Origin of the sequence: Nocardioides xinjiangensis, assembly GCF_017916385.1 — a bacterium.
GTDB lineage: Bacteria > Actinomycetota > Actinomycetes > Propionibacteriales > Nocardioidaceae > Nocardioides > Nocardioides xinjiangensis.
The window spans coordinates 1,144,645-1,167,537 of sequence record NZ_JAFMSW010000001.1 but is presented as its reverse complement, the minus strand read 5'-3'; the positions used below and the strand labels follow the sequence as shown (position 1 = coordinate 1,167,537).

The window sequence follows — 22,893 nt, the reverse complement described above, 5'->3', positions numbered from 1 at the left end:
TTGGGGAAGTTTGTCTTTGGCTGCGAGTCGTCGGTCCCTGTGGTTAGGGTCAACCCGTGACAGGGGTCGAGGAGGAAGCCCGTCGGGGGGCGGTCGCAGCAATTCCAGAGATCGGGCAGATCGTCACGGTCCGTGGCGCCAACTGGGCCGTGACGGACGTGACGCAGCAGGGTCTGACTCGCAGCAGTGCTGACGATGCTGTCCAGCAACTGCAGCACGCCGTGAGCCTTCAATCGGTCGAGGATGACAGGCTCGGCCATGAGCTGAGGGTGGTATGGGAACTCGAGCCGGGACGAAGCGCGAGCGCACACCGTGGGCTACCGGAGAAGATCGATCCCGAGCGCTTCGACGACCCCAACAAGCTGGCGGCTTTCGTGGACGCGCTCAGGTGGGGGGCGATCACGAGCGCCGACGATCAGACGGTGCAGGCTCCGTTCCACTCGGGCGCCAACGTCGAGGCGTACCAGCTAGAGCCCCTCAAGCGCGCCCTGGCCAACCCCCGCGCCAACCTTCTGTTGGCCGATGACGTCGGCCTCGGGAAGACGATCGAGGCCGGCTTGGTGATCCAGGAGTTGTTCCTGCGTCATCGTGCGCGCACTGCCATCATCGTCTGTCCGGCGGGCCTCCAGCTGAAGTGGCAAGACGAGATGGACCAGAAGTTCGGCCTCCACTTCGAGGTCGTCAATTCCGAGACCATGAAGCAAGTACGGCGCAGCCACGGCATCCACGCCAACCCGTTCACCTTGTTCCCGCGCATCATCGTCTCGATGGCATGGTTGCCCGGTCAACGAGCCCAGCGACAGCTCCGCGATGCCTTCAGTGCCCACGACAACCGTTCTGCCTTCGACATCCTGGTCGTGGACGAGGCTCACCACGTCGCACCGAGCAGCCCCGCTCGCACAGACAACGTCGGGCGCGAGCGTCGTGGTTACGCCGTCGACTCCCAGCGAACACGAGCTGTGCGCGAGCTGGCCGAGCGAGCCGAGCACCGGTTGTTCCTCTCCGCCACGCCCCACAACGGATACACGGAGTCCTTCGCCGCGCTCCTGGAGATGGTCGACCCCCAGCGATTCGTGCGGAGCAACAAGATCGATCCACAGGCGCTCAGTGAAGTGGCGGTGAGGCGCCTGAAGCGTGATCTCCGCGAGGCCAAGGGATTCCAGGAGCGAGAAGTCCTGCCGTTGCCCTACGAACCGAGCGACGACGAGTCCGAGGCCTACGAACGACTGCTGGCCTTCACGAAGCGTCGCGACGCGGCAGTCGCCCGCCATGGTGGAAGCAAGCACGCGAAGGACATGGCGACGCTTCTCCTCAAGAAGCGGTTCTTCTCGTCGCCGGTGGCCTTCGCGCGCACGATCGATGTGTACAAGGACACGCGGACGCGCGGGCTGAACGTCGACTTCGATGCCGAGTACGACGAGATCCTGGGTTTTGCCGCCGACGATCTCGAGGAGGGCAAGGTCGACCAGCCCGAACTCCGGGCGCTCGAACAGACCAAGGGCTCGATGCCGGCGCTCAGCGAACAAGATCTGGCGGATCTACGCTGGCTCAGCGAGTGGGGTCACCGATACGACGCGCGACCCGACAGTCGCCTGGAGGCATTGATCGGCCATCTCGAGGGCCAGCTCCGTCCCACCGGCGACTGGGGAAACGAGCGCATGGTGGTCTTCACCGAGTATGTCGACACCCTGGAATGGATCAGGAGCATCCTGCGCCAGCAGGGCTACGACAACGATCGCGTCGAGGTGATCGACGGGAGCACCGACGCCGAGGCACGTGAGCTCGTCCGGGCACGCTTCAACGAGTCTCCGGCCAAGACCCCCGTCCGCGTGCTCCTGGCCACAGATGCGGCCGGAGAGGGCATCGACCTTCAGCGCCACTGCCACCGACTCGTCAACTTCGACATCCCGTTCAATCCGAACCGTCTCGAGCAACGCATCGGGCGCATCGATCGTTACGGCCAGAACCAGTCGCCGCAGGTACGCCACTTCGTCCCGCGTGTCACCGCCGCAGGCGCCCTGGCCCAGGACACCGAGATGCTGGGTCGGGTCGCAGCCAAGGTCGCCAAGATCATGCACGACCTCGGTTCGGCCAACGAGATCATCGCGCCCGACATCCAGCGCCAGCTCGGTGGGATCGACGTCAGACCGAGCAAGCCCAAGGCCGAGAAGGACCCGATCACCGGGATGATGCAGGGCGAGCGAGTGCTCAACGCGGAGCTGACCAGGCTCGAAGCAAGCCTCAACGAGAGTCGCGACAAGCTGCACCTCCGCCCGGCCAACCTCCAGCGCGTCGTCGAGACGGCCTTCGAGCTCAACCAGTTCCCACCGCTGGCTCTCGAGGGCTCGGAGGACACTGATGTCCCCGTGTTCAGGTTGCCTGCCCTCGACGCGAGTTGGGAGCCGGTCACTCGCGAACTGACCAATCGGCTCGACCCGGACCACCTCAAGCCCATCGCGTTCGACCCTCAGGTTCTGGTGGACGACCCGGACGTGGCCTACATGCACCTGGGAAGCCAACTCCTCCAGAGGTCCACTCGGCGACTGCGTTCGGCGCTCTGGGGCGGTGAGCGCTCGCTCCAGCGGGTCAGCGCGATGGTCGTGCCGGATCTCGGAGAATCCTTCGCTGTCGCGGTCACTCGACTCGTACTCGTCGGACGCACAGGTGTGAGGCTCCACGAAGAGGTCTTTCTCGCTGGCACCCGGCTCGCGCGCCGCCAGGCAGTCGGTGAGCACCGCGCAGAAGAGCTGCTCGAGCGGGCCCTCGACAGTGACGGCATCCGCCCTGTGTCCACGTCGATCGCACGGCAGCTCGCCGAGGCGTGGAACTCGGAGAACGGCATCAGCCGGCGCGTCGAGGATGCGATCCGTGATCGAGCCGAACGGCGTCGGCGAGAGGTGGCGGGCCTGCTCCGTGGTAGCCGGGAGGCTGATGAGGCACGCGTAGACGAGATCTTCGACCGCTTCTCTGACACGTTGCGCGACGCCCTGAGCGAAGCCGAGCAGATCGACGCGGATCCGCAGTTCGGCCTCTTCGAAGACGAGCGCCGACAGAGCGAGCGCGACCTCCGGGAGATCAGACGCCGCATCGACGCACTCGACGAGGAGCGTGACCGCGAGCTGGCGGCCATCGCCGGCCGCTACGAAGACGTGCGCGCGTGGGAGTTCCCAGCCGCCGTGATCTTCGCGCTGTCATCCGATGATGTGGACAAGGGGATGAACATCCGATGAGGCGCCGTACGCGCTCGGTCGCGGAACTGCACGAGGACTGGCTGGCTCAGGTCGAGACCGATGGGCCCTTCCTCGCGCTCCCGGTCGTCAAGGACATCTGGCGTGACGGCGTCGACCGCCTCGGCGACGCGGACGACAGGATGGTCACCTTCAAACAGGCCTTTGTCACCTGGCAGCGCGAGGTGGACGCCTACGCACTCGCCGACCGGACGCCAGAGGCCGTGGAGCGGTACGCCGAGGTGAGACACGCCTGGATCGACACTGTCCTCGACGACCTCGCCGGCTGGGATGGACTTCGCCACACCGCCGACGAGCTCCCCTCGACGTTCGAGATCCGCTCGCCTGGCGAGCAGGTCGCCGTGCGCCCGAGCGGCGCGCTGAAGGGCCGCGACGCCGAGCACGCCGCACTGCTCCTGGTCGCTGAGCCGACCACCAGCCTGCGCGAGACCGGTCTCGACGGCTGGGCCGCCACCGAGATCGACCGGATGGCGATGCTCCTACGCAAGGCCGAGGTCGAGGTCGGCGTGGTCACCGACGGGCAATGGTGGGCCATCGTGTGGGCCAAAGACGGCAAGCCGACCGGCTCCGGCATGGTCAACGCCCTCACCTGGGCCGAAGAGCCCTTGCTGCGCGACGCCTTTCTGACCCTGCTCGACCAACGGCGGTTCCGCGCCAAGGACCCCGATCAGCGACTGCCGCGACTCTTCGAGCGCAGCGAGCTCGAGGCCGAGGAGATCACCGAAGCGCTCGGCACTCAGGTGCGTCGCTCGGTCGAGCTCCTCGTCCAGTCGTTCTCCGAAGCCAGGCTCGCCGCGGCCCGTCAGGGCGACCCCGACCCGCTGGCAGGCGATCCGGATGACATCTACCAGGCCGCTGTCACCGTGATGATGCGAGTCGTGTTCCTCCTCTTCGCCGAGGAGCGCGAGATGCTCCCGACGGAGCAGCTCTATTGGGACTCGTACGCCATCCGCGACCTTCTGTCGGACCTGAAGCGCCAATCCGCGCAAGGCGAGGAGCCGCTCGACGAATCGTTCGATGCTTGGCACCGACTCCTCGCGGTCAGCCAAGCGCTCTACGCAGGCGTGAACTACGACGAGATGCGCATGCCGGCGTACGGCGGATCGCTGCTGGATCCCCAACGCTTCCCCTGGCTGCACGCCACCGACGAGCGCGGCCGGTTACGCCTCGCGGTCTCCGACCGGGTCATGCTGCACGTCCTCGAATCCGTGCAAACGGTGACCGTGAGAAGTGAACAGCGTCGCGTCTCTTTCCGCGACATCGACGTCGAACAGATCGGCTACATCTACGAAGGACTGCTCGGCTACTCGTGTGCGGTGGTCGAAGACGAAGTGATCATCGGCCTGGTCGGCAAGCCCGGCGAGGAGCCGGAGATCGACGAAGGCACCCTTCAGCGCCTGTATGACGACACCTCGGACGGGAAGACGTTCGCGGCTGCCCTCCGCGAATGGATCAAGGACGAGCAACCGGCCGCCACCCCGCTGAGTGTGGCCAAGCTGGCGAAGCTCTACGACTCCGAGCTTGATGCCGCCGAAGAAGCAGACGCGCGACGATTGCTCACCCCGGTCGCCGCAGGCGACGAGGAACTGCTCGGCTTCCTCATCGACTGGAGCAGATTCATCCGTCGAGACCTCCGCGGCATCCCACTCGTCATCCCGGTCGGTGGCTTGGTCGTGGTCGAGACCCCGTCACGCAAGAACGCAGGCGCTCACTACACGCCTCGCTCGCTTGCTCAGGAGGTCGTACTGCACGCTCTTCAGCCGCTCGTCTACGACCCCGGGCCGCTGCAGACCAACGACGAAACCGCCTGGCGGCTGAAGTCCAGCAGCGCAATCCTCGACCTCAAGGTGGCGGACATCGCGGCGGGCTCCGGAGCGTTCCTCGTTGCCGCGGCACGCTATCTCGCCGACCGTGTCGCGGAGGCCTGGACTGCCGAAGGGCGCCTCGACCCGCACCAGATTGCCCATCCGCAGCGAGTGAAGGATCAAGCGATCCGCGAGGTCATCGCTCGCTGTCTTTACGGCGCCGACATCAACCCGATGGCCGTCGAGATGTGCAAGCTCTCGTTGTGGCTGGTGTCGATGGACAAGACCAGGCCGTTCTCGTTCGTCGACGACAAGATCTTCTGTGGGAACTCTCTGCTCGGCATCACCGACCTCGACCAGCTTCGGTATCTCCATCTCTACCCTGACCCGACGCGGATGGACACCCAGCTTCTGGTCGACATCGACAGCAAGATCGCCGAGGCGACGCGCCTGCGCAGGCGGCTTGCGTCGCCGGTTGAAGAGCACGACCCAATGCGGTCGACCCGCGGCAAGAGTCTCTTGCTGAGGCAGTTGAGAGAAGCCACCGGCGATCTCCTTCTTGTGTCGGATGGCATCGTCGCATCTGGACTTCCCCTCGGAGCTAGGCGGGGCGCCCAACTCGACGCCGCCCTCAAGGCTCTGAGTTGGACGCTCGGCGAGGCTTTCCCACGGGACGGCTCGGCGGGAAATCGCGCCCAACTGAACCAAAGGATCGACGAGGGGCTGAGGCCAACGGTTGAGACGGACTACCAAAGCTGGCAGCCGCTGCATTGGGTCGTCGAGGCGCCAGACGTGATGGTGGACCGAGGTGGCTTCGACGCCATCATTGGAAATCCTCCTTTTCTGGGGCGCTCAAAGTTGAGTGGCGCAGTGGGAACACCCGTCCGCGAGTGGCTCGTGAACATGATCGGAGAGGCGCGGTCCGGGGCGGCCGATCTTGTCGCCTACTTCCTGCTGCGCGGCGTAGAGCTGTTGCGCGATTCTGCGAATTTCGGGCTTATTGGGACAAATACAATTGCTCAAGGTGACACGCGCGAAGTTGGTCTTGACCACCTGCTCAATTCGGGATGGACTTTGACGAGGAGCATTCAGAGTGAGCCTTGGCCGGCGGCCAGTGCGAACCTTGAGTTCGCGGCCGTCTGGGGAACCAACTCCTATGTCGAGCCGACGGTCTTGCGCGTCGCCGATGGTGTCGCTGTCGGATCTATCTCCTCGCTCTTGGAGGGCGAAGGGCGAGTCACCGGCAATCCACGGCGGCTCGCTGAGCGCTCGGGAGGCGCCTTTCTGGGGTGCTATGTACATGGTGACGGCTTCCTAGTTGCGCCGGACTTGGCAGCGCTGTGGATTGAAACAGACCCGCGAAACCGAAACGTTCTCGCGCCGTTCATGAACGGCAGCGACATTAATTCCAGGTGGGACGGGGTGGCGCCGCGCTGGGTGATCGACTTTGGCGAACGCAGCGAGGCGGAGGCCGCCGAGTTCGTCGCCCCGTGGCGTCATGTCGAGCAGCATGTCAGGGCCGAGCGGCAGAAGCGAGACGGGAAGAAGTATCCCCGAATGGTCCACGAGTGGTGGAAGTTCTGGAATCCACGCCTAGGTATGCGGCACGCGATCTCCAAGAACACCCGCGTCCTAGTAATGGCTCAAACGAGCAACACCATGCAACCGCTTGCACTTGACGCGCGGACGATCTATAGCCACAAGGTGATTGTTTTTGCGGACGAGTCCTTCGCCGCCCAGGCTGTACTAAGTTCGTCGTTTCACTTCCTATGGGCCCGACGGTACGCATCATCCATGAGAACGGACATTAGCTATACCCCTTCCGACGTGTTCCAGACGTGGGCGCTACCGACATTCACCTCGTCGTTGGAGGAGGCGGGTGAGCGTCTTGATGGAACCCGGCGAGAGGTCATGGGTAAGCGCCGCATTGGGCTGACTGCTCTTTACAACATGATCAACGATCCCGATGTCCGCGACCGTGCAGACATTAAGTTGATGCGCAAGCTTCATGCAGAGGTGGATGAAGCGACCATGGAGGCGTACGGATGGGGCGACGTGAAGCTGAACCATGGCTTTCATAGCTACCGCCAGATGGAGCGGTGGACCGTCTCGCCTCAGGCTCGGCTGGAGATACTCGACCGACTGCTTGAGCTCAACCACGAGCGGGCCCGTGCCGAGGGCCAGGACGTGCCGGAGCAAGGAGAGCTGTTCTGATGAGCATCAGTCCGTCGACGGCCGTCCGGTCCGAACTGCTCGGGCTCATCGAACAGGAGCTGCTCGGACCGCGGAGCGGTTCTGAGGAGGAGATCAGGGGGACGCCGCGAGCGGCCTACGCCGTGGGCGGCCTGGCGCCGGTGACGATCGATCCGAGCCAAGTGGGTCCAATTCAGACGACCGATGAGGGCGCGGACCCCAACGAGACCGGTCTCGGGATCAACGACATCGACCCGGCCACCCAGGGGCAGCGTGGTGTGCCGGTGCTGACCGACGAGGAGCCGAGCACCGCCGACGACGACGAGGAGCGGGACGAGGGGCCCAAGGGGGCGTTGACCTTTCCGTCTTCGATGGGGTTGCGCTTCCAGGTGCCGCGGGATTGCGGGCTGCTCACCGTCACGGCGAGCTGGGGTCGGTACGCCTCGTTCCGCAAGGAGAACGAGGACGGACGCAAGTTCCAGTGGTCCAAGCGGATACCCGTCGAGAAGACGGCGCAGCTCGATGTCCGCGGCCACGATGAGCACGCCGTTCTCGCTCCGATCACACTCGACGACGACGTCACGCTTCGCGTAGAACTCTTCCCGCGCGCGGATCGAGTCATCGTCGAGCTCGCGCTCTCCAACGACCGGGTCACCGGGATGGATGCGCCGCCCGGAGACTGGCTGTTCCAGACCAAGCTCCGAGTCGAGGCGGCCAGCGGAGAGGCAGTGTTCCTGCCGACCCGAGACGTCCTACTCCCCGACTACGACGAGGTCGACGAAGAGCGGCAGCGCCTAGACCTCCAGTACCGGCACCGACTCGAGTTCGCCATCGGTCGCACCACCTCCGTGACGTGGGACGAGCCAGACGACGAGAAGGGCAATGGCATTCGTCTGGCGAGGTCCGTGGAGACCACCTGGCTGCCGACGGCCGAGGTGCCGCAGACGATCGCCGGCTCCGCCGGCGCGGCGGTCACCTCGATGCGCGACCTCGCCGACCTCGAGGCCGATCAGGCGGAGGCAGCGTTCGGGCCGCTGGTCGACGGCTACCTCGAATGGCTTCACGGCCAGCAGGCAATAGCGGACGAGTTGCCCCACCATCTGCGCGGCATCGCCGGCGACGCGATAGCGGAGGGGCAACTGGTCGCCGACCGGCTCGCCGAAGGCGTACGACTCCTCTCCGAGGGTGGCGAGGCGCTGACGGCGTTCCGCTTCATGAACCGCGCGATGCGCGATCAGCGCATCCGAAGCCAGGTCGCCGCGAAGCGGGCAGCCGATGACGACCTGTCGATCGATGATGCCCTGTCGGCCGTCGAGGCCGAGGGGGACAAAGCGGCGTCCTGGCGCCCGTTCCAGCTGGCCTTCATCCTGCTTCAGCTACCCGCGCTCACCGACCCAGCCCATCCCTACCGCAGTGGCGACGCGGCCAACGTCGAGCTGCTCTTCTTCCCGACCGGCGGCGGCAAGACCGAGGCCTACCTCGGTCTGGCTGCCTTCACGTTCGCCATCCGCCGCCTCCAGGGGGAGCTCGAGACGGACGACGGAGTTCTCGACGGCGGAGACGGCGTCGCCGTGCTGATGCGCTACACGCTGCGACTACTCACCTCACAGCAGTTCCAACGTGCCGCAGCGCTGGTGTGCGCTGCCGAGCTGATCCGCCAGGAGGACACGGCGACGTGGGGCGACAAGCCCTTCAGCATCGGCCTCTGGGTCGGGTCCGCCGTGAGCCCCAAGCGGTACGCGGAAGCCGAGGCGCAGGTCCAGGCGGTCCGGAGCAATGACAGCGTCCGCGCGTTCGGGCTCACGGTGCTGCAACTCCAGCGCTGCCCGTGGTGCGGCACGAAGATCGACCCCAAACGCGACGTCCACACAGTAAGGACACGCGAGCGGATCGAGGTCTACTGCGGCGACCGGCATGACGACTGCCCGTTCGCAATCGACGGCGACGCCGACGGACCGCTGCCGATCACCACCGTCGACGACGAGATCTACCGCAACCCGCCGACGTTCCTGCTTGCCACCGTCGACAAGTTCGCCCGACTGGCCCGGGAAGGCGAGGCGGCGAGTCTCTTCGGCTACGTCGCCGAATGGTGCCCTCGGCACGGCTACCGCCATCCAGACTCGCACGGCTCCTGCACGGGACAGTCCCACAACCCCAGAAGCGAGAACGGGGTCTCGTATCCCAAGGTGATCATCCGACCTGCGAGCAGGCTGCGACCACCGGACCTGATCATCCAGGACGAGTTGCACCTCATCACCGGTGCGCTCGGCACAGCGGTCGGGGTCTTCGAGAATGCCGTCGACCTGCTGTCGTCCTACGTGCAGAAGGGGCGTAACGTCCGACCGCTGGTCATCGCCTCCACCGCGACGGTCCGGAATGCGGAGAACCAGGTCCGTGCGCTCTACGGGCGCGGGGTCGATGTGTTTCCCCCGCAGGTGCTCGATGTGCGTGACACCTTCTTCTCAAGCGAGAAGAAGGTCACCGGCGAGGACCCGGGTCGCAAGTACATCGGCATCTGTGCCCACGGCATCAGGCTGACCCTTGCCGAGATCCGACTGTCGGAGGTACTCCTCCTCGCCGGGCAGAAACTCCTGGACACCCACGGGGATTCGGCAGATCCGTACATGACCACCGTCGGCTACTTCAGTGCCACGCGGGAGCTCGCCGGCATGCGGCGCTATCTCGATGACGACGTCACGATGCGAGTCGCGGGAAACACCGAACCCTTCCCGAAGCGGACCAACGACTTCGCGCGGCTCAACATCGGCGAGCTGACGTCGCGGATCTCCGCCGAGGACATCTCAAAGACCCTCGACCGACTCGCCTTGCCCTTCACGCGCGAGCGATGGAGTACGCACGGTAAGCAGGCGTACGCGAAGGCGTTCAGGGAAGCAGTGGAGGCCAACAAGCCCACGCCCAGCTCGCCGGAGCGCCCGTACGACGTCGTGCTGGCGACCTCCATGCTCCAGGTCGGTGTCGACGTCCCCCGGCTCGGGCTGATGCTGGTGGTAGGGCAGCCGAAGAACACGGCGGAGTACATCCAGGCTTCGTCCCGCGTCGGTCGTGACGCGCGCAAGCCGGGACTGGTCGTCTCGCTTGCCAACTGGGCACGACCGAGGGACATGGCCCACTTCGAGCAGTTCCGCCACTACCACGAGACCTTCTACGCCCAAGTCGAGGCGCTCAGCGTCACGCCGTACTCCGAGACCGCGATGGAGCGCGGACTCATGGGCGTTCTGGTCAGCGCAGCACGCGTCGCTGATCTGCGCTCAGGCGGGTCCCTCTCGCCTGAGCGGGGAGCAGGCGAGATCCTCTCGAAGATGCCGGTCGTCGCAGATCTCATCGACCAGCTAGTGGCTCGCGCAACGCGGGCCGTCGATGACGCGGGCGAGGCGAAGCGGATGCGCGACAAGCTCGTCCAGCGCATGGACCGCTGGCACGACAAGGCCGCCAACGCCAGCGGTGCCCTGGTGTACGAGCGTCGTCCTAAGAAGGAGGTCTCGTGGCCTCTGCTGATCAGCCCCGAAGACACGCTGCCGTCAGTCGCCGACAGGGTCTTCGTCGTCGCGAACTCGATGCGTGAGGTGCAGCCCGAGATCAACCTGCTGGTGAGTCCGAGCGCAGACCGTTTGGCGTTCAAGGAACCGCTCGACAGCCCCGAATGGGACATTCCCGAGGTGACGACATGACCGACGTTGCTGCAGAAGACGGCCTGCTCGCCCCGATCGACCCGTTGGTGCTCGGTGGGTCCCCGCTGGACCCGATCGCCGACGTCGAGACGAACCAGCCGAAGAACCGCGCCCGGGTCGGCTCGATCCGCCCATCGGCGATGCTCTACACCAACGGAATCGGTGCAACGGTAGACCTCCCGCATCTGTCGGTCATGCCGCACGGGCTCGACGCATGGGAGCCGATCTACGCTCGCCGGCCCGGCCCCGCAGAGGTCATCGCCGAGCCGCGGTTGCTGGAGCTGGTGCAGGCGCACCTCGGGAGCCAGGTCGCCGAGCTCCGCAAGCCGCCGTGGGCGCCGGAGGAGCGAGGGCATGCCGGCTCTGAAGCGATCGATCTAGGAATACCGGGGCGCATCTTTCCCCAGTGGCTGCGCTGCACTGGTTGCAATCTGCTGGCCCCCGTCTCGCACGAGCAGTTCGCCTACGTCAACGTGAACCGATACCGTCCGGACCAGGCCCAGTTTCTGCACCGCAAGTGCACCGGCTGGGGTGGGGACGGAAAGCAGACCTCGCGCAAGCCCAAGGACCAACCGGCTGTTCCGGCTCGTTACCTGATCGCCTGCACCAATGGACACCTCGACGAATTCCCATATGGGCCGTGGGTTCACCGGGGCGAGACCTGTGGCAAGGCCAAGATCCCGCAGCTGCGGATGCGAGAGTGGAAGAGCAACATCGGTCCGGACGTACAAATCATGTGTGTCTCCTGCGGTGCGTCTCGCGGGATGCTCGAGGCCACCGGCCCCAAGGCGGTCGACAAGCTGCCGCACTGCCGTGGCCGCCATGCGCATCTCGACGCCTTCTATGCCTGCGGCGAGCCGGGTCGTCTGATGATGCTCGGGGCCGCGAATCAGTGGTTCGCTTCGACGCTCGGACTCTTGGCGCTCCCGCGCGAGGAGGCCACATCGGCGGCAGACGTCGTTCCGTTCTTGCTGGCACTTCCGCAGGCGTTGCTGGCCGGAGTGACAGTGAGGGCCGCCGTCCCCATGTTCAAGATGGCTGTGGGGGCACAGGCGCAGACTGATGCCCTCGACGACGTGGACGACGACGTGCTGTGGGAAGCCATCGAAGTGGTCAAGAACGGCGGTGCCGTCCCCAAGGCGATGTCCGCTGAGCGGCGTGCGGACCCCTTGACCGTGCTCGGCCCCGAGTGGACGGTGCTCACAGACGAACGGAAGTACACCCGGCACAGCGGATCCACGGACTTCCGCGCTGTGCGCCGTGAGGTGCCGCCAGCTCTGACCTCGATCGTCTCATCGGTCGTCGCAGTGGAGAAGTTGAAAAAGGTCAACGCCTTCATCGGGTTCACCCGGATCGACGCACTCGACCGCATCCAGGACGCCTCTGCTCGGGTGGCACCTCTGAACCGCAACGGCCGGCCGACCTGGGTGCCCGCGACGGAGGATCGCGGCGAGGGTGTCTTCATCCGCTTCGAGGAAACAGCCGTCGCAGCATGGGAGGACCAGGTCAAGACACTTCCGGTGTGGACGGCATTTCGAGATGCGCACCGCATCAACTTCCGTCGTCGTACCAGCAAGACAGCCGGCGACATCGACCCGGACTCCCGCTTCCCAACTCCGCGCTACTGGGCGATCCACACGCTGTCACACCTGCTCATCCGTGAGGCGGCGATGTCCAGCGGCTACGGCTCGGCCAGCCTGACCGAACGGATCTACGCCTGGCCCGAGGGGGAGGGGCGAGACCCTGCTGCCGGCCTGCTGATCACCACCACGGCGTCGGACAGCGAGGGAACGCTCGGTGGCCTCGTCGACCTGGCCCGACCAGAGAAGCTCGGCAAGCTCGTCGCCGATGCGCTCCGGCGCGGGCAGCGCTGCTCGTCCGACCCGATCTGCTCACACCGCCTGCCCACCGGCAAGGAGGAGTTCCTGCACGGCGCCGCCTGCCATTTCTGTCTCTTCGTGAGCGAGACGAGCTGCGAGCGCACCAACCGCTTCCTCGACCGGCGTCTACTGCTCGGGCTGACGACCGACCCCGCCGTGGCGACGCCGGGATTGCTCGCCTCGTTGACGGAGGGCATCTGAGATGTCCGCTGTGCGGGAACTCGGCGCATTGTTGAGCGCCGAGGAGGCGGGCTGGATCGCCGCGGAACTACGGCAACGACGCCTGCCGCACCTGGCTGCCAAGCGTGCCTACTCAGAGCACAGGAGCAAGGTAAAGGAACTCCTCGGTCGGTTGCTCGACGACCAGGGCGCCGTCGAGTTGGCCGCAGCCGTCCTCGACGGCATCGCGTCCGTGCCGCGATCGGACTCACTGGAGACGGTGTGGACGTGTCCCAGCGTCCCTGGTGGCGAGGGGCGGACCACGCTGGCCGTTGCCGAGCTCATCAACGAGGCTCACGCGACCGTCTATGCAGCTACCTATTCGGCGTCGTGGGGGTCTGCGTACGTGACGGCGCTGGCGAATGCGGTGGTTCGGGGAGCGAAGGTGACCGTCGTCGTGGACCGGAAGATGCAAAAGGACACGCGCGATCTGATCATCCAGCAATTGCCCGGAGCACGACTGTGGACGTACGCACCGACGGACGACTCGCCGTATCCGCCACGGCAGCACGCGAAGCTCGTCGTCGTGGACGAAACCGCCTCGTTCGTCACCAGCGCCAACTTCTCCGATGCTGCCGCGAAGCGGAACCTCGAATGCGGGCTTCTCTCCCGTGACGCCTCCATCGCGCGGGGGATCAGGACCCAATTGGAGACGCTGCATGACCATCACGTCCTTGTGGACTACTGAGTTGCCACACGACGTGGCGTGCTCGAGGATGCTCGCGTGCGCACAGTAGGGCTCTTCTCGGGAATCGGCGGCCTCGAGCTCGGGCTCGAGCGCGCAGGTGCCTCCACGGAGCTCCTATGCGAGTACTGGGAGCCAGCAGCTGCCGTGCTGCGCAAGCGTTTCGGAGCCGAAGTTGTCGGCGACATCCGCGTCTTGAAGGCCATTCCTTCGGTGGACGTCGTCACTGCAGGCTTTCCGTGCACCGATCTGAGCCAGGTCGGCCGCACTGCGGGCATCGACGGCAGCGAGTCCGGCCTGGTACGTGAAGCACTCCGGCTGATTGGACAGACGCCCCCGCGGTGGGTGGTCCTCGAGAACGTGCCGAACATGCTCAGCCTCGGCGGCGGAGCGGCGATGGCATTCATCGTCGACTGGCTCGACGACCGCGGGTGGAACTGGGCGTACCGGACCGTCGACTCGCAGCACTTCGGGTTGCGCCAGCGTCGTCGGCGTGTGTTCCTCGTCGCCTCGCGCACCGAGGACCCCCGCAGGGTGCTTTTCGCCGACGAGGCGGGGCACCCAGTGGTGCGTGGGAGCCATTCCGCGTACGGCTTCTACTGGACCGAAGGCAACCGCGGTGTCGGCTGGGGCGATGGCGTCACGCCGACGCTGAAGGGCGGCTCGAAGCTCGGTATCGCCTCACCGCCTGCGGTTTGGCGGGTCGGCGCCGACGCGGGTCGTGCGATTACCCGACCGAGCGTCCGGGCTGGCGAGCGGCTGCAGGGCTTCCGGGCGGGGTGGACCGAGTTGGAAGCGAAAGACGGAGTGCGGTGGAAGATGGTCGGCAACGCAGTTTCGGTGCCGGTCGCGACCTGGATCGGCCGGGGTCTCGCGAAGCCGCGGTCACCTGTTGATGTCACTCGGAGGCCTCTAGAGGTGGGACGACGGTGGCCCGCAGCCGCGAGCTCCGTCGCTGGCGTCCGGGAGGCGTGGTCACTGTCTGAGCGTCCCCTGGTCGTGCGCCCGCAACAAACACTCGCGGGCTTGCTCGCCGCCCACGGTGCCGACCCCCTCAGCCTCAACGCCACGCGCGGATTCACCAGCCGTCTGATCGCCAGCAATCTGCGACGCCGGCCGGATTTCGTGGACGACCTGCGCGCCCACATCGAACACATGTCGTCCGTCTGATGCCAGAACCGCTCGATGAGGTCGTCCGCCGTCGGATGAAGAGACAAGGGCGGCGAGACACGTCGGTCGAGATGGCCATCCGACGAGAGCTTCACGCCCTCGGACATCGCTACCGGGTCGACTTCCGCCTCGAACCGTCGCTGCGGTGCCGTGGCGACATCGTCTTCACGCGTCGGCGCGTGGTCGTTTTCGTGGACGGCTGCTTCTGGCACGGCTGTCCGGTGCATGCCACGGCGCCGAAGAACAACGCCGAGTGGTGGCGCGCGAAACTCGATGCGAACATGGAGCGCGACGAACGCAACAGGACTGCACTGACTCAGCTCGGATGGGACGTCGTTCGAGTCTGGGAACACGAAGAGCCGGCAGACGCGGTGCACCGGATCCGCGTTGCAGTGGAGCAGTCCGCAGTCTGACTCTGTGGCTACCTGTGTCAGCCAGCCAGGAACGTCTCGTAGCGGGCGGCCAACCTCTCGGGATCGGGTCGCTGTGCTCGACTGGTCGGGACATGGAGGCGAATGCCGTGCATCTCTTGGAGCCCGTGCTTCAGCATCGGCCCGTCGACCTCCTCCATGAGATCGCGGTTGATCGCGACCGTGAGATCGGGCGAGACTCCGAGGAAGTTCTGGTCGAACGCCGCATGGTGGATCTTGCACATGCTCATCCCGTTGGGAACGACCGGCTCTCCCTCCTCGGCGTCGCCGATGATGTGAGCCGCATCGAGGAGTGTGGGGTGCTTGAGACGACAGACCGCGCAGCTGTCCGTGTAGGCCAAGAGGACCTGCATACGGAAGACCCGCTGATGGAGTCGCGCCCTCGTGGTGCGCTCGACGTAACGCCGAGTCGTGTCGTCCATGGGAGTGCCGGGGGTGATGAACCGCTGACCTTCGTCGACTGCGAGAGCGAACTGTAGTTCGGCCTGCTCCTCGCCGATGACGTACACGGGATAGATCGGCTCGTACAGCCCTGACGCCACCCCGACGAACCAGATCAGCGGAAGTCGTTGCTCCATCGCGCGACGAAGGGCGACGTTCTCGGGGTGATGGGGGTCGGTGCCGCGGTACTTGTACCGCTGGAGACCGTCTGCCCCGATCTCGTCGTTGTACGGCGGCAACTGATTCGGCGGCGTGAACGTGGTGCGAATTGCCAACGCGGCGTCCATACCCGCCGGCTTGCGGATGCCACGCTGCCGGTCCATCAGAGGCAGCCGCTGGCCTTCGTACGAGAAGGTGGCGAGCCAGTTGAAGTCCACGCGGGGCGTCGGACGCTCATCGAGCCACGCCATGGCTGACGTGCGTAGGGCGCGACTGTCCGTAGCGGGAGTCACGGGGTCACGCTCACAGAGCCTGGTAGTAGTCGCGGATGACGCTGGCCATGAGCCGCCGCCGCTCGGCCAAGAACTCCCGATAGTTCCCCGCTGTGACCTCGGACAAGAAGTCCGGCACGGCGTTCTCGGACAGGTTCCGGGAGAGGTCGGTTGGGTCGGTGATCTCTCCGAGTCTCAGGACTCCGCTGGCGATCTGGTCGGCGACTTCGCTCATGTAGGTGGTGGGTGGCTTGTTGCTGACGGCGATGTTGACGGCGGTTTCGGTGAGGGCGAAGTTCGCGACCTGGTTGTAGTCGCCGCGATCGGGGTAGCCGTTCTTGATCAGATAGTCCTTGGGAACGATGTGATGGATGTCGCCGGACTGCTGGTGCATGGCGGCGACTGTGACGCCCTTGGACAGGAAGCCTCGGGCACCGGTGGCGACCTGTGCTGCCAGGAACGTCTGGAAGAACGGGCTGACCGTGCTCGTCGTCTCCAAGTTGTTCGGCAAAGTCACGGCCCAGAACGCATCGGACAGCTCGGACTGCTCGATCTGCTTCAGGTAGTTGGCAGCACCCTGCTCGCCGATTCGGCGGATGTCTTGCTCCCAGGTCGACTCGAAGCTGCCCGAGTGGCGCCCCGTCAGCATCGACATCACGAACCAACGCTTCACGATGTGCTTGCGATCGCCGTCCGACAAGCCCTTGTCGGCCCGCAGCCGGAGGAAGAGGGCGTAGGCGAAGTTCAACGCGTTCTTCGAATTCACCATGCCGGTAGTGATGAAGCCGGCGGACTTGATGGTCAGAAGGAAGTTCTCGAAGTTGTACTTGTTGACGATCTGAGTGAGGGCGCCTTCCAGCTTGTCGTACGCGACGGGGATGCGTGCCTCGTCGACCTTCCGCGTCTCCGGGTCGCGTCCGGACAGCTCACTCACGATGCTCGAGGCCTTGCCTCTGCTGAATCCCACGAGGCCGGCCACGCGGATGATGTCACTATAGGCGGGGTCGTACAGGTCCTCCGCGTCGTCCTTCAGCCACGAGATCGCCTGCAGGAACGGCGTGGCGGCGAATTCGATGTCGTTCTCTTTGATGTCCGCGAAGGCATGCGGAGCCACAGCGAGGTGACAGAAGTAGTCGATCAGCTTCCTGATGTTGCGACCCCTGTCGCCGTACGTCGCGATCTTGCTCATTGCGAAGTCCGCACTGCTGAGGGGAACGCCTTTGGAATTGATGCGGATGAAGATCTCGGACACGGTCTCCACGTCGAGCTCATCGGCCAGTGCGATGATGCCGATCTGGGAGTTCTTGATCCCTTCCAGCCGCCCGAGGTTGGTCTCGAAGAGCTGCTCGTCGGCGTCTGGGTTCTCCTGCAGGTACTGGCGTGCGAAAGACAACGGTGATGATGAGTTGAAGAAGTCGCTGATGTCAGAGATCCACTGCGGGTTCTTGTCGAGAACCGGTGTCAGGGTCGCGAACTCTTCCGTGATCGGATTGAACGCGATCTTGATGCGCACCGACTTGTACCGCTTGTTGACCACCGGAAGTCCGGCAACGGCAGCTCGGAGTGCCGTGATGCGCTGCTGGCCGTCGATGAGGATCTGCTGGTGGGCAGCGACGTGGCCGCCCTTGAGCTTGGCTCCGACCGACTGCCAGGTGATCAGGTAGCCGACCGGATAACCCTTGTAGAGCGAGTCCATCAGGTCCCGGACTTTCACGCTGTCCCAGACGAAGGGACGCTGCAGCTCAGGGATGGCGATCTTCTCGCCCTTCACGTCGGCCAGAAGTTGCGTGACAGCAGACTGCGTCACCGAATACTTCGCCATACCAGTCCTCGTTCCAAAGGTCGGCCAGAGTTCGATCCGGAGTGCAACGGCCCTCTCGTGGACCGACTCGCTTCCTGCATGACGAAACGTCCCCCCGTTGATCGTGGTGGACCAGATGATGCCATCTCGCCCATCTCCGAGGGGAGAGAACGCGTTCCCAGCCGGCGCACCGACGAGGGCGCTGATTCAGCGCTTTTGATCATTCCGCCGGCAGAAGAGCCCGTCCCGACGCATGATCGTCACTCGTGCTCGGCCGAGGGGGAGAAGAGCTCGTGACTGTTCCTGCCACGCTGGTGTTCGCCATCGATCTGCTCATGGGCCATCAGCCGGAGCTGACGCCTGGGGAGCTCTGCGAACAGCTCCGGGCGCGCAACTGGGACATCGACGTCGAGGCCGTCACTGCGCACCTCGCGCAAAGGGAGGCTGATGCCACCGTGCCGGCGGCGGACGCTGTGTCACCGGCGCCCGTGCCGGCTGTGCTTGTGCAAACGCGGAACCGCGGGTCGTCGTACGTCCGACCTGAACCATCGGAACCGCTCGTGCTACAGGGAATCGAGCTGGGCGAGATTCCGGAGGAACTGGCCGCCGCTGTGAGGGACTTCGGTGCGGGATCGGATCTCTTCGATCCTCCTCCTCCTCCGTCGTCGACGATGTCTGCCGAGTTCGAGGACGCACTCCAGGAGATCTCGTCGGCTCTCACGGCTGAGATCATGGCGAACTCGGAGCTCGCTGCCGATCGTCGAGTGGCACTGAGGTCGGGCCACTTTTTGAGTCGAGGCCGCAACGGGTTCACTGCTAGGTGGGAAATGGACGTTGACGTCCCGGTCGTCGACGGCGCGACAGTCAAGCTCACCTCGCAGTCCGTAGTCGCTGATGCCGAGGTCGTCCAGATGGCAGGAACCTCCATCACCCTCTTCGTCGCGGCGACCGAGAAGCTGCTGGAGGAGGAGGTAATCCTGGTCCTCGACGCCTCCTTCCTCCTCGAGCTCCGCCGCGCGTATGTGCGTCGTCTCCTCAAGGGGGACGCCACACTCGACTCCGCAGCCGCCCTCGGCTTCATGAAGGACCCGGTGCCGAGCGCACACGGCGGCTCTCACCAGGCATCTGGGTTGAATGCCGAGCAGGCTGCGTTCGTGGATCGTGCACTCCATCCTGGCACCACGTGGCTCTGGGGTCCGCCGGGCACGGGCAAGACAACGACCCTGGCTCATCTTCTCCATGAACTACGACGCAAACGCTTGCGGACTCTCTTCGTCTCGAACACCAACGCCGCTGTCGACACCGCCATCCTCAAGTTCCTGGACGGGATCGTCGAAGCGCGCCTCGGCGAGATAGTCCGTATCGGCAATCCGAGCAGTGTGGGAATCGCTGGGCGTCAGGAGACGCCTGTGCTCATCGACGAGATCGCCGCGGCATCTGGACTCGAAGCCGGCGCGCATCTGGCGGCATGCCGTAAGCAGATCAACAAACTCAAGACCGAAAACGCGAAACGGATCCTCAGCATGAAGGACCCCGTGGCAGCGAGGGATCGTGGTTGGCTCGGCACGCCGGACATGGACTACTTCGAGCTGCTACAAGTGCGCGAGGCTTCGGGCACGGAGGCGTTGCTGGACCAGACCGAAGGGGAGATCGGACGCTTGGTCGAGCAGCGTCGCAACCTCGAATCGTTGGTGTCCCTCATCAAACAAAAGATCGTCGATCGGGGGCGCACGGTCTTCGCCACCGTCCATCAGACCTACCTGAACGCTCTGGAGGGTCAGCGGTTCGACGTCGTCGTGATCGATGAGGCGAGCATGGTCTCGTCCGATCTCGTCGCTCTCGCGTCTGGGCTGGGAACGGGACACACCATCATCGCCGGTGACTTCCGTCAGCTGAGTCCCATCAGCGCGGCTACGTCAGTTGCTGCAGAGAGATGGCTGAGAGTCAGCCCGTTCGACAAGGCCGGTGTGGCCTCTCGCGTGAGAGAGGGAACCGTTCCTCCGAACTTGACCGCCTTGACGACGCAGCACCGGATGCGCCCGAGCATCGAGCGCGTCATCGGGTCGAGCTTCTATCGTGAGGTGGGCCTGAGATCAGGTGAGTCGATCGCAACCCGACCCCGAGGTCGGCCGACTCCGATCGACGACGAGTTGGTCTTCGTGGACACGTCGGGCTTGAGGCCCTGGATGACCCGACGCAACGGTCGTTACTCGAGGCTCAACGTCCTGCATGCGCAAGTCATCGACGCGATCGCTGGTCAGGTCAACAGCGGGTCATCGTTCGGAGCCGTCAGTCCCTTCGCCCCGCAGGCTCGCTTGCTCGAGTCGCTCGTGAGTTCGCGGGAGGGACACGCGGCAAGCACTGTGCATCGCTTCCAGGGCGGTGAACGCGATGTGATGGCTTGGGACATGACCGAGGGTCGCGCCGGCGCAACCAGAGTGAACCGATGGTTCGACGCCACACACGCCGACGAGGAAGGTGCGCGCCTCATCAACGTCGCGATGTCGCGCGCACGTGACCAGCTCTACGTCGTCGCAGACATGGATCGAGCACGATCCGGGTGTTCCGATCGATCGGTGGTCCGGCGTGTACTGGATGTGGTTCAGGCAGAAGGGACGACGGTCTCAGCCGTTGACGTCCTGCGCAGTTCCAATGGGCGCACAACGGCTCATCAGGCAGATGAGCATCACCCGCTCATAGTCGCTCTCGCTCGGGACGAGGAGTGGGCCGTCGTGTACAGCGCCGAGCCTCCGCGATCGATCGACCCCGCCCTCGAAGTCGAGATCGCTCTGGCCGTCCAAGCTGGACGATCGTTGTACGTCCGCTGCGGGGTTCCCGATCGCGATTCTCAACGCGACGCCCTGGCGCAGTTACAGCTACTCGGGTGCCACGTGCAGCTGGTGCGACCGTGCCGAGAGAACATCGTCCTCACGCCTTCCAGCGTGATCACTTCGAATGGGAGTCTCTTGTCACCGGGAGCCACCCAGCTCTGGCTACACACCGTCGACGTCGGGTTCGCTGGCACCGCACTCCGAATGATCAGCCGACGGGGAGACGCGAATCCGGTGAACAGGGAGGCTGACCATTTGTGCCGTCTGGGTCATCCGCTGTTGGTCGATCACGGTCGCGAACACGACTTCAGGGGCCGCTGCCTCACCTGTCAGGGCGACGTGACGGAGAACGTGCGGACCGCTCGCTCTCGGACGCGTGGAGCGGCTCGCAGCGCGGCCCGCTGTCATTCGTGCGGACACGAGTTCGATGCAACCGGCTGGTGCAAGTGCTGATCATCTGGACGATGAGCCCGGCCTGGGAGCAACGATCGGAAGTCGAGAGCTGATGGCGTGCGTGCGCTTGCAGATCCGATGGCTGAGAGAACGTTCGCAGTTCCAGTACGAAAGGGTGTGCTACTGGAGAGCCCTCCGTTTCGCAGAAGTGCCCACGCCGCGTTGGTATCCCCCATAGTCTGCGCGCCATGGGGGATCAGTCTCAGGACAAGCTGTACGCAACCACGCTTCAGACCATCGGCGCGGTCGCGAACCTGCCGATCGTGCGGGTCGACCGGGAGGCATTCCTGCGCAGGAACTTCGCGGGCGACGCGCACCTGGATGTCATCCTTCGGGACGGTCCGACCGCGGTGTACACCGCCGAGTCGCTGCGCCGGAAAGCGGACTCCATCATCAAGAACAGCACTGCCAAGACCTCGGCTGCGTCCTTCGCGGCGGGCCTACCGAGCAACCCGGTGGTGATGGTCGCCGCGGGCGGCGCAGACGTCGTCCAGTATTTCGGCTTCTCGATCAACTTGGCCCAGCAGATCGCGTACCTCTTCGGTGAGGACGAGCTCTTCAACGCGGGCGGCGAGCTGTCGGACGCTGCACAGATCCGCGTGATCGCCTACCTGGGCGTCATGCTCGGCGCAGCCGGAGCGGCCGGGCTCGTGGTGCAGACCTCCAAGCAGGCAGGCGCAGTGATGGGGAAGAAGGTCGCCGCTCAAGCCCTGACTAAGACAACGTGGTACCCGCTCGTCAAGAAGGTCGGCGCTCTGGTCGGGCAGAAGATCACCAAGAAGACCGTTGAGAAGACCATCACCAAGGCCGTGCCGGTCCTCGGTGGGGTGGTGTCTGGTGGCCTGACGTACGTGACGTTCCGGCCCATGGGGAGCCGACTCGCGGACGTCCTCATGAAGAACCTCGCCGGCGAGTTCGACGACCAGCTCGAGCTGAACTCCGTTTTCGCCTCGAGTCTCACCGCGGAGGTCGTCGAACCCGACGGGGTCGTGGTGGTCTCCGAGTAGGACGCAACCGTGACCCTCACTGGGTGGCCCGTTCTCGGACAGCTACCACCGAACGCCTGAACGGGCGGGCTCCGGCCTGACCGCCATGACCGAGCCGACGACCCGTCCGACGATGGTCCATCCCAGAGGAAGTTCCCCAGTCCGACCTGTGCCCGGCTGGTCTTCCGCCGCAACACGGTGTCGCCCACGGACTGACCAACCATCGCGATGGGGTGCGATGAGCCACGTGGCGGCCTTGCCCGGGGCGCGGGAGACGTCGTCGCGTCGCGTGGAATCCTGCTGAATCGAACAGCCTCGCTTGCGCCAGCGGGGCAGTACACCGACGGGTTCGACGCTGAGTAGGTCGTCGATTCGCAAGGCCGGCCGACCGGTTGTGACACAACCAGCCTCTATTCGTCGAGAGCGCGGATGATCGCGTTGATGCCGCCCGTCGAGCCGGCATACTCGCGACCGGTCAAGGCGTGGTTTCCAGTCGTCGCCCCAGACCAGGACAGAGGGGCGCGCAGCCGCAGCAGGAGGTCGTCGGCGATGTCGCAGTCATGTCTACGTGGCAGTCGCCGGCCCAGGGAGACCACGCGCTGCAGCCACGCCCGCGCAGAACCGAGCTGG

Annotated in this window: 11 protein-coding genes; 9 read left to right on the top strand and 2 right to left on the bottom strand. The window is 65.1% G+C overall.

What is annotated here, in order from left to right; all coding sequences use genetic code 11:
• Positions 1–56 precede the first annotated feature (56 nt).
• From drmD to J3P32_RS05450, 7 genes are read left to right on the top strand one after another with little or no spacing between them, the layout of a single operon-like run.
• Positions 57–3,230 carry a DISARM system SNF2-like helicase DrmD gene (gene drmD, locus J3P32_RS05480; RefSeq protein ID WP_210438814.1) on the top strand — a complete coding sequence of 1,058 codons (3,174 nt, stop codon included), beginning with the start codon at positions 57–59 and terminating at the stop codon, positions 3,228–3,230.
• On the top strand, positions 3,227–7,267 hold the full coding sequence (locus tag J3P32_RS05475) for an Eco57I restriction-modification methylase domain-containing protein (RefSeq protein ID WP_210438813.1): 4,041 nt from the start codon (positions 3,227–3,229) through the stop codon (positions 7,265–7,267). The genes drmD and J3P32_RS05475 overlap by 4 nt, the downstream gene beginning before the upstream one ends.
• Positions 7,267–10,935, top strand: a complete 3,669-nt coding sequence (gene drmA, locus J3P32_RS05470) for a DISARM system helicase DrmA (protein ID WP_210438812.1) — start codon at positions 7,267–7,269, stop codon at positions 10,933–10,935. Before J3P32_RS05475 ends, drmA begins: the two co-directional genes overlap by 1 nt.
• On the top strand, positions 10,932–13,016 hold the full coding sequence (gene drmB, locus J3P32_RS05465; RefSeq protein WP_210438811.1) for a DUF1998 domain-containing protein: 2,085 nt from the start codon (positions 10,932–10,934) through the stop codon (positions 13,014–13,016). Before drmA ends, drmB begins: the two co-directional genes overlap by 4 nt.
• A 1-nt stretch (position 13,017) precedes the next feature.
• A complete protein-coding gene (gene drmC, locus J3P32_RS05460; protein WP_210438810.1) occupies positions 13,018–13,722 on the top strand; it encodes a DISARM system phospholipase D-like protein DrmC in 705 nt (234 codons plus the stop codon).
• Positions 13,723–13,740: 18 nt separating this feature from the next.
• Complete coding sequence (locus tag J3P32_RS05455) at positions 13,741–14,889, top strand: DNA cytosine methyltransferase (RefSeq protein ID WP_307861594.1); 1,149 nt, start codon at positions 13,741–13,743, stop codon at positions 14,887–14,889.
• The gene (locus tag J3P32_RS05450) at positions 14,889–15,302 is read left to right on the top strand and encodes a very short patch repair endonuclease (protein ID WP_210438808.1); all 414 of its coding nucleotides are present in this window, start codon (positions 14,889–14,891) and stop codon (positions 15,300–15,302) included. Before J3P32_RS05455 ends, J3P32_RS05450 begins: the two co-directional genes overlap by 1 nt.
• Positions 15,303–15,319: 17 nt before the next feature.
• On the opposite strand, the gene J3P32_RS05445 is transcribed toward J3P32_RS05450, so the two are convergent.
• Together J3P32_RS05445 and J3P32_RS05440 are read right to left on the bottom strand one after the other, a co-directional pair.
• Positions 15,320–16,171, bottom strand: a complete 852-nt coding sequence (locus tag J3P32_RS05445) for an HNH endonuclease (RefSeq protein ID WP_210438807.1) — start codon at positions 16,169–16,171, stop codon at positions 15,320–15,322.
• A gap of 52 nt (positions 16,172–16,223) precedes the next feature.
• Positions 16,224–18,014: a GmrSD restriction endonuclease domain-containing protein gene (locus J3P32_RS05440; RefSeq protein WP_210438806.1), complete on the bottom strand. Its 1,791-nt coding sequence runs from the start codon at positions 18,012–18,014 to the stop codon at positions 16,224–16,226.
• A 272-nt stretch (positions 18,015–18,286) separates the two neighbouring features.
• Here J3P32_RS05440 and J3P32_RS05435 point away from each other — a divergent pair, with 272 nt between their 5' ends.
• Both J3P32_RS05435 and J3P32_RS05430 read left to right on the top strand, forming a co-directional pair.
• Positions 18,287–21,277 carry a DEAD/DEAH box helicase gene (locus J3P32_RS05435; protein WP_210438805.1) on the top strand — a complete coding sequence of 997 codons (2,991 nt, stop codon included), beginning with the start codon at positions 18,287–18,289 and terminating at the stop codon, positions 21,275–21,277.
• Positions 21,278–21,465: 188 nt separating this feature from the next.
• Entirely contained in the window at positions 21,466–22,284 is an 819-nt protein-coding gene (locus tag J3P32_RS05430; protein ID WP_210438804.1) for a hypothetical protein, read from the top strand.
• Positions 22,285–22,893: the final 609 nt, after the last annotated feature.

What these genes read in the sequence shown, in the direction of transcription:
- J3P32_RS05475 (WP_210438813.1), top strand. Translation starts at nt 3,227, where the DNA reads ATGAGGCGCCGTACGCGCTCGGTCGCGGAACTGCACGAGGACTGGCTG.
- drmA (WP_210438812.1), top strand. Translation starts at nt 7,267, where the DNA reads ATGAGCATCAGTCCGTCGACGGCCGTCCGGTCCGAACTGCTCGGGCTC.
- drmB (WP_210438811.1), top strand. Translation starts at nt 10,932, where the DNA reads ATGACCGACGTTGCTGCAGAAGACGGCCTGCTCGCCCCGATCGACCCG.
- drmC (WP_210438810.1), top strand. Translation starts at nt 13,018, where the DNA reads ATGTCCGCTGTGCGGGAACTCGGCGCATTGTTGAGCGCCGAGGAGGCG.
- J3P32_RS05450 (WP_210438808.1), top strand. Translation starts at nt 14,889, where the DNA reads ATGCCAGAACCGCTCGATGAGGTCGTCCGCCGTCGGATGAAGAGACAA.
- J3P32_RS05445 (WP_210438807.1), bottom strand. Translation starts at nt 16,171, where the DNA reads ATGGCGTGGCTCGATGAGCGTCCGACGCCCCGCGTGGACTTCAACTGG.
- J3P32_RS05440 (WP_210438806.1), bottom strand. Translation starts at nt 18,014, where the DNA reads ATGGCGAAGTATTCGGTGACGCAGTCTGCTGTCACGCAACTTCTGGCC.
- J3P32_RS05430 (WP_210438804.1), top strand. Translation starts at nt 21,466, where the DNA reads ATGGGGGATCAGTCTCAGGACAAGCTGTACGCAACCACGCTTCAGACC.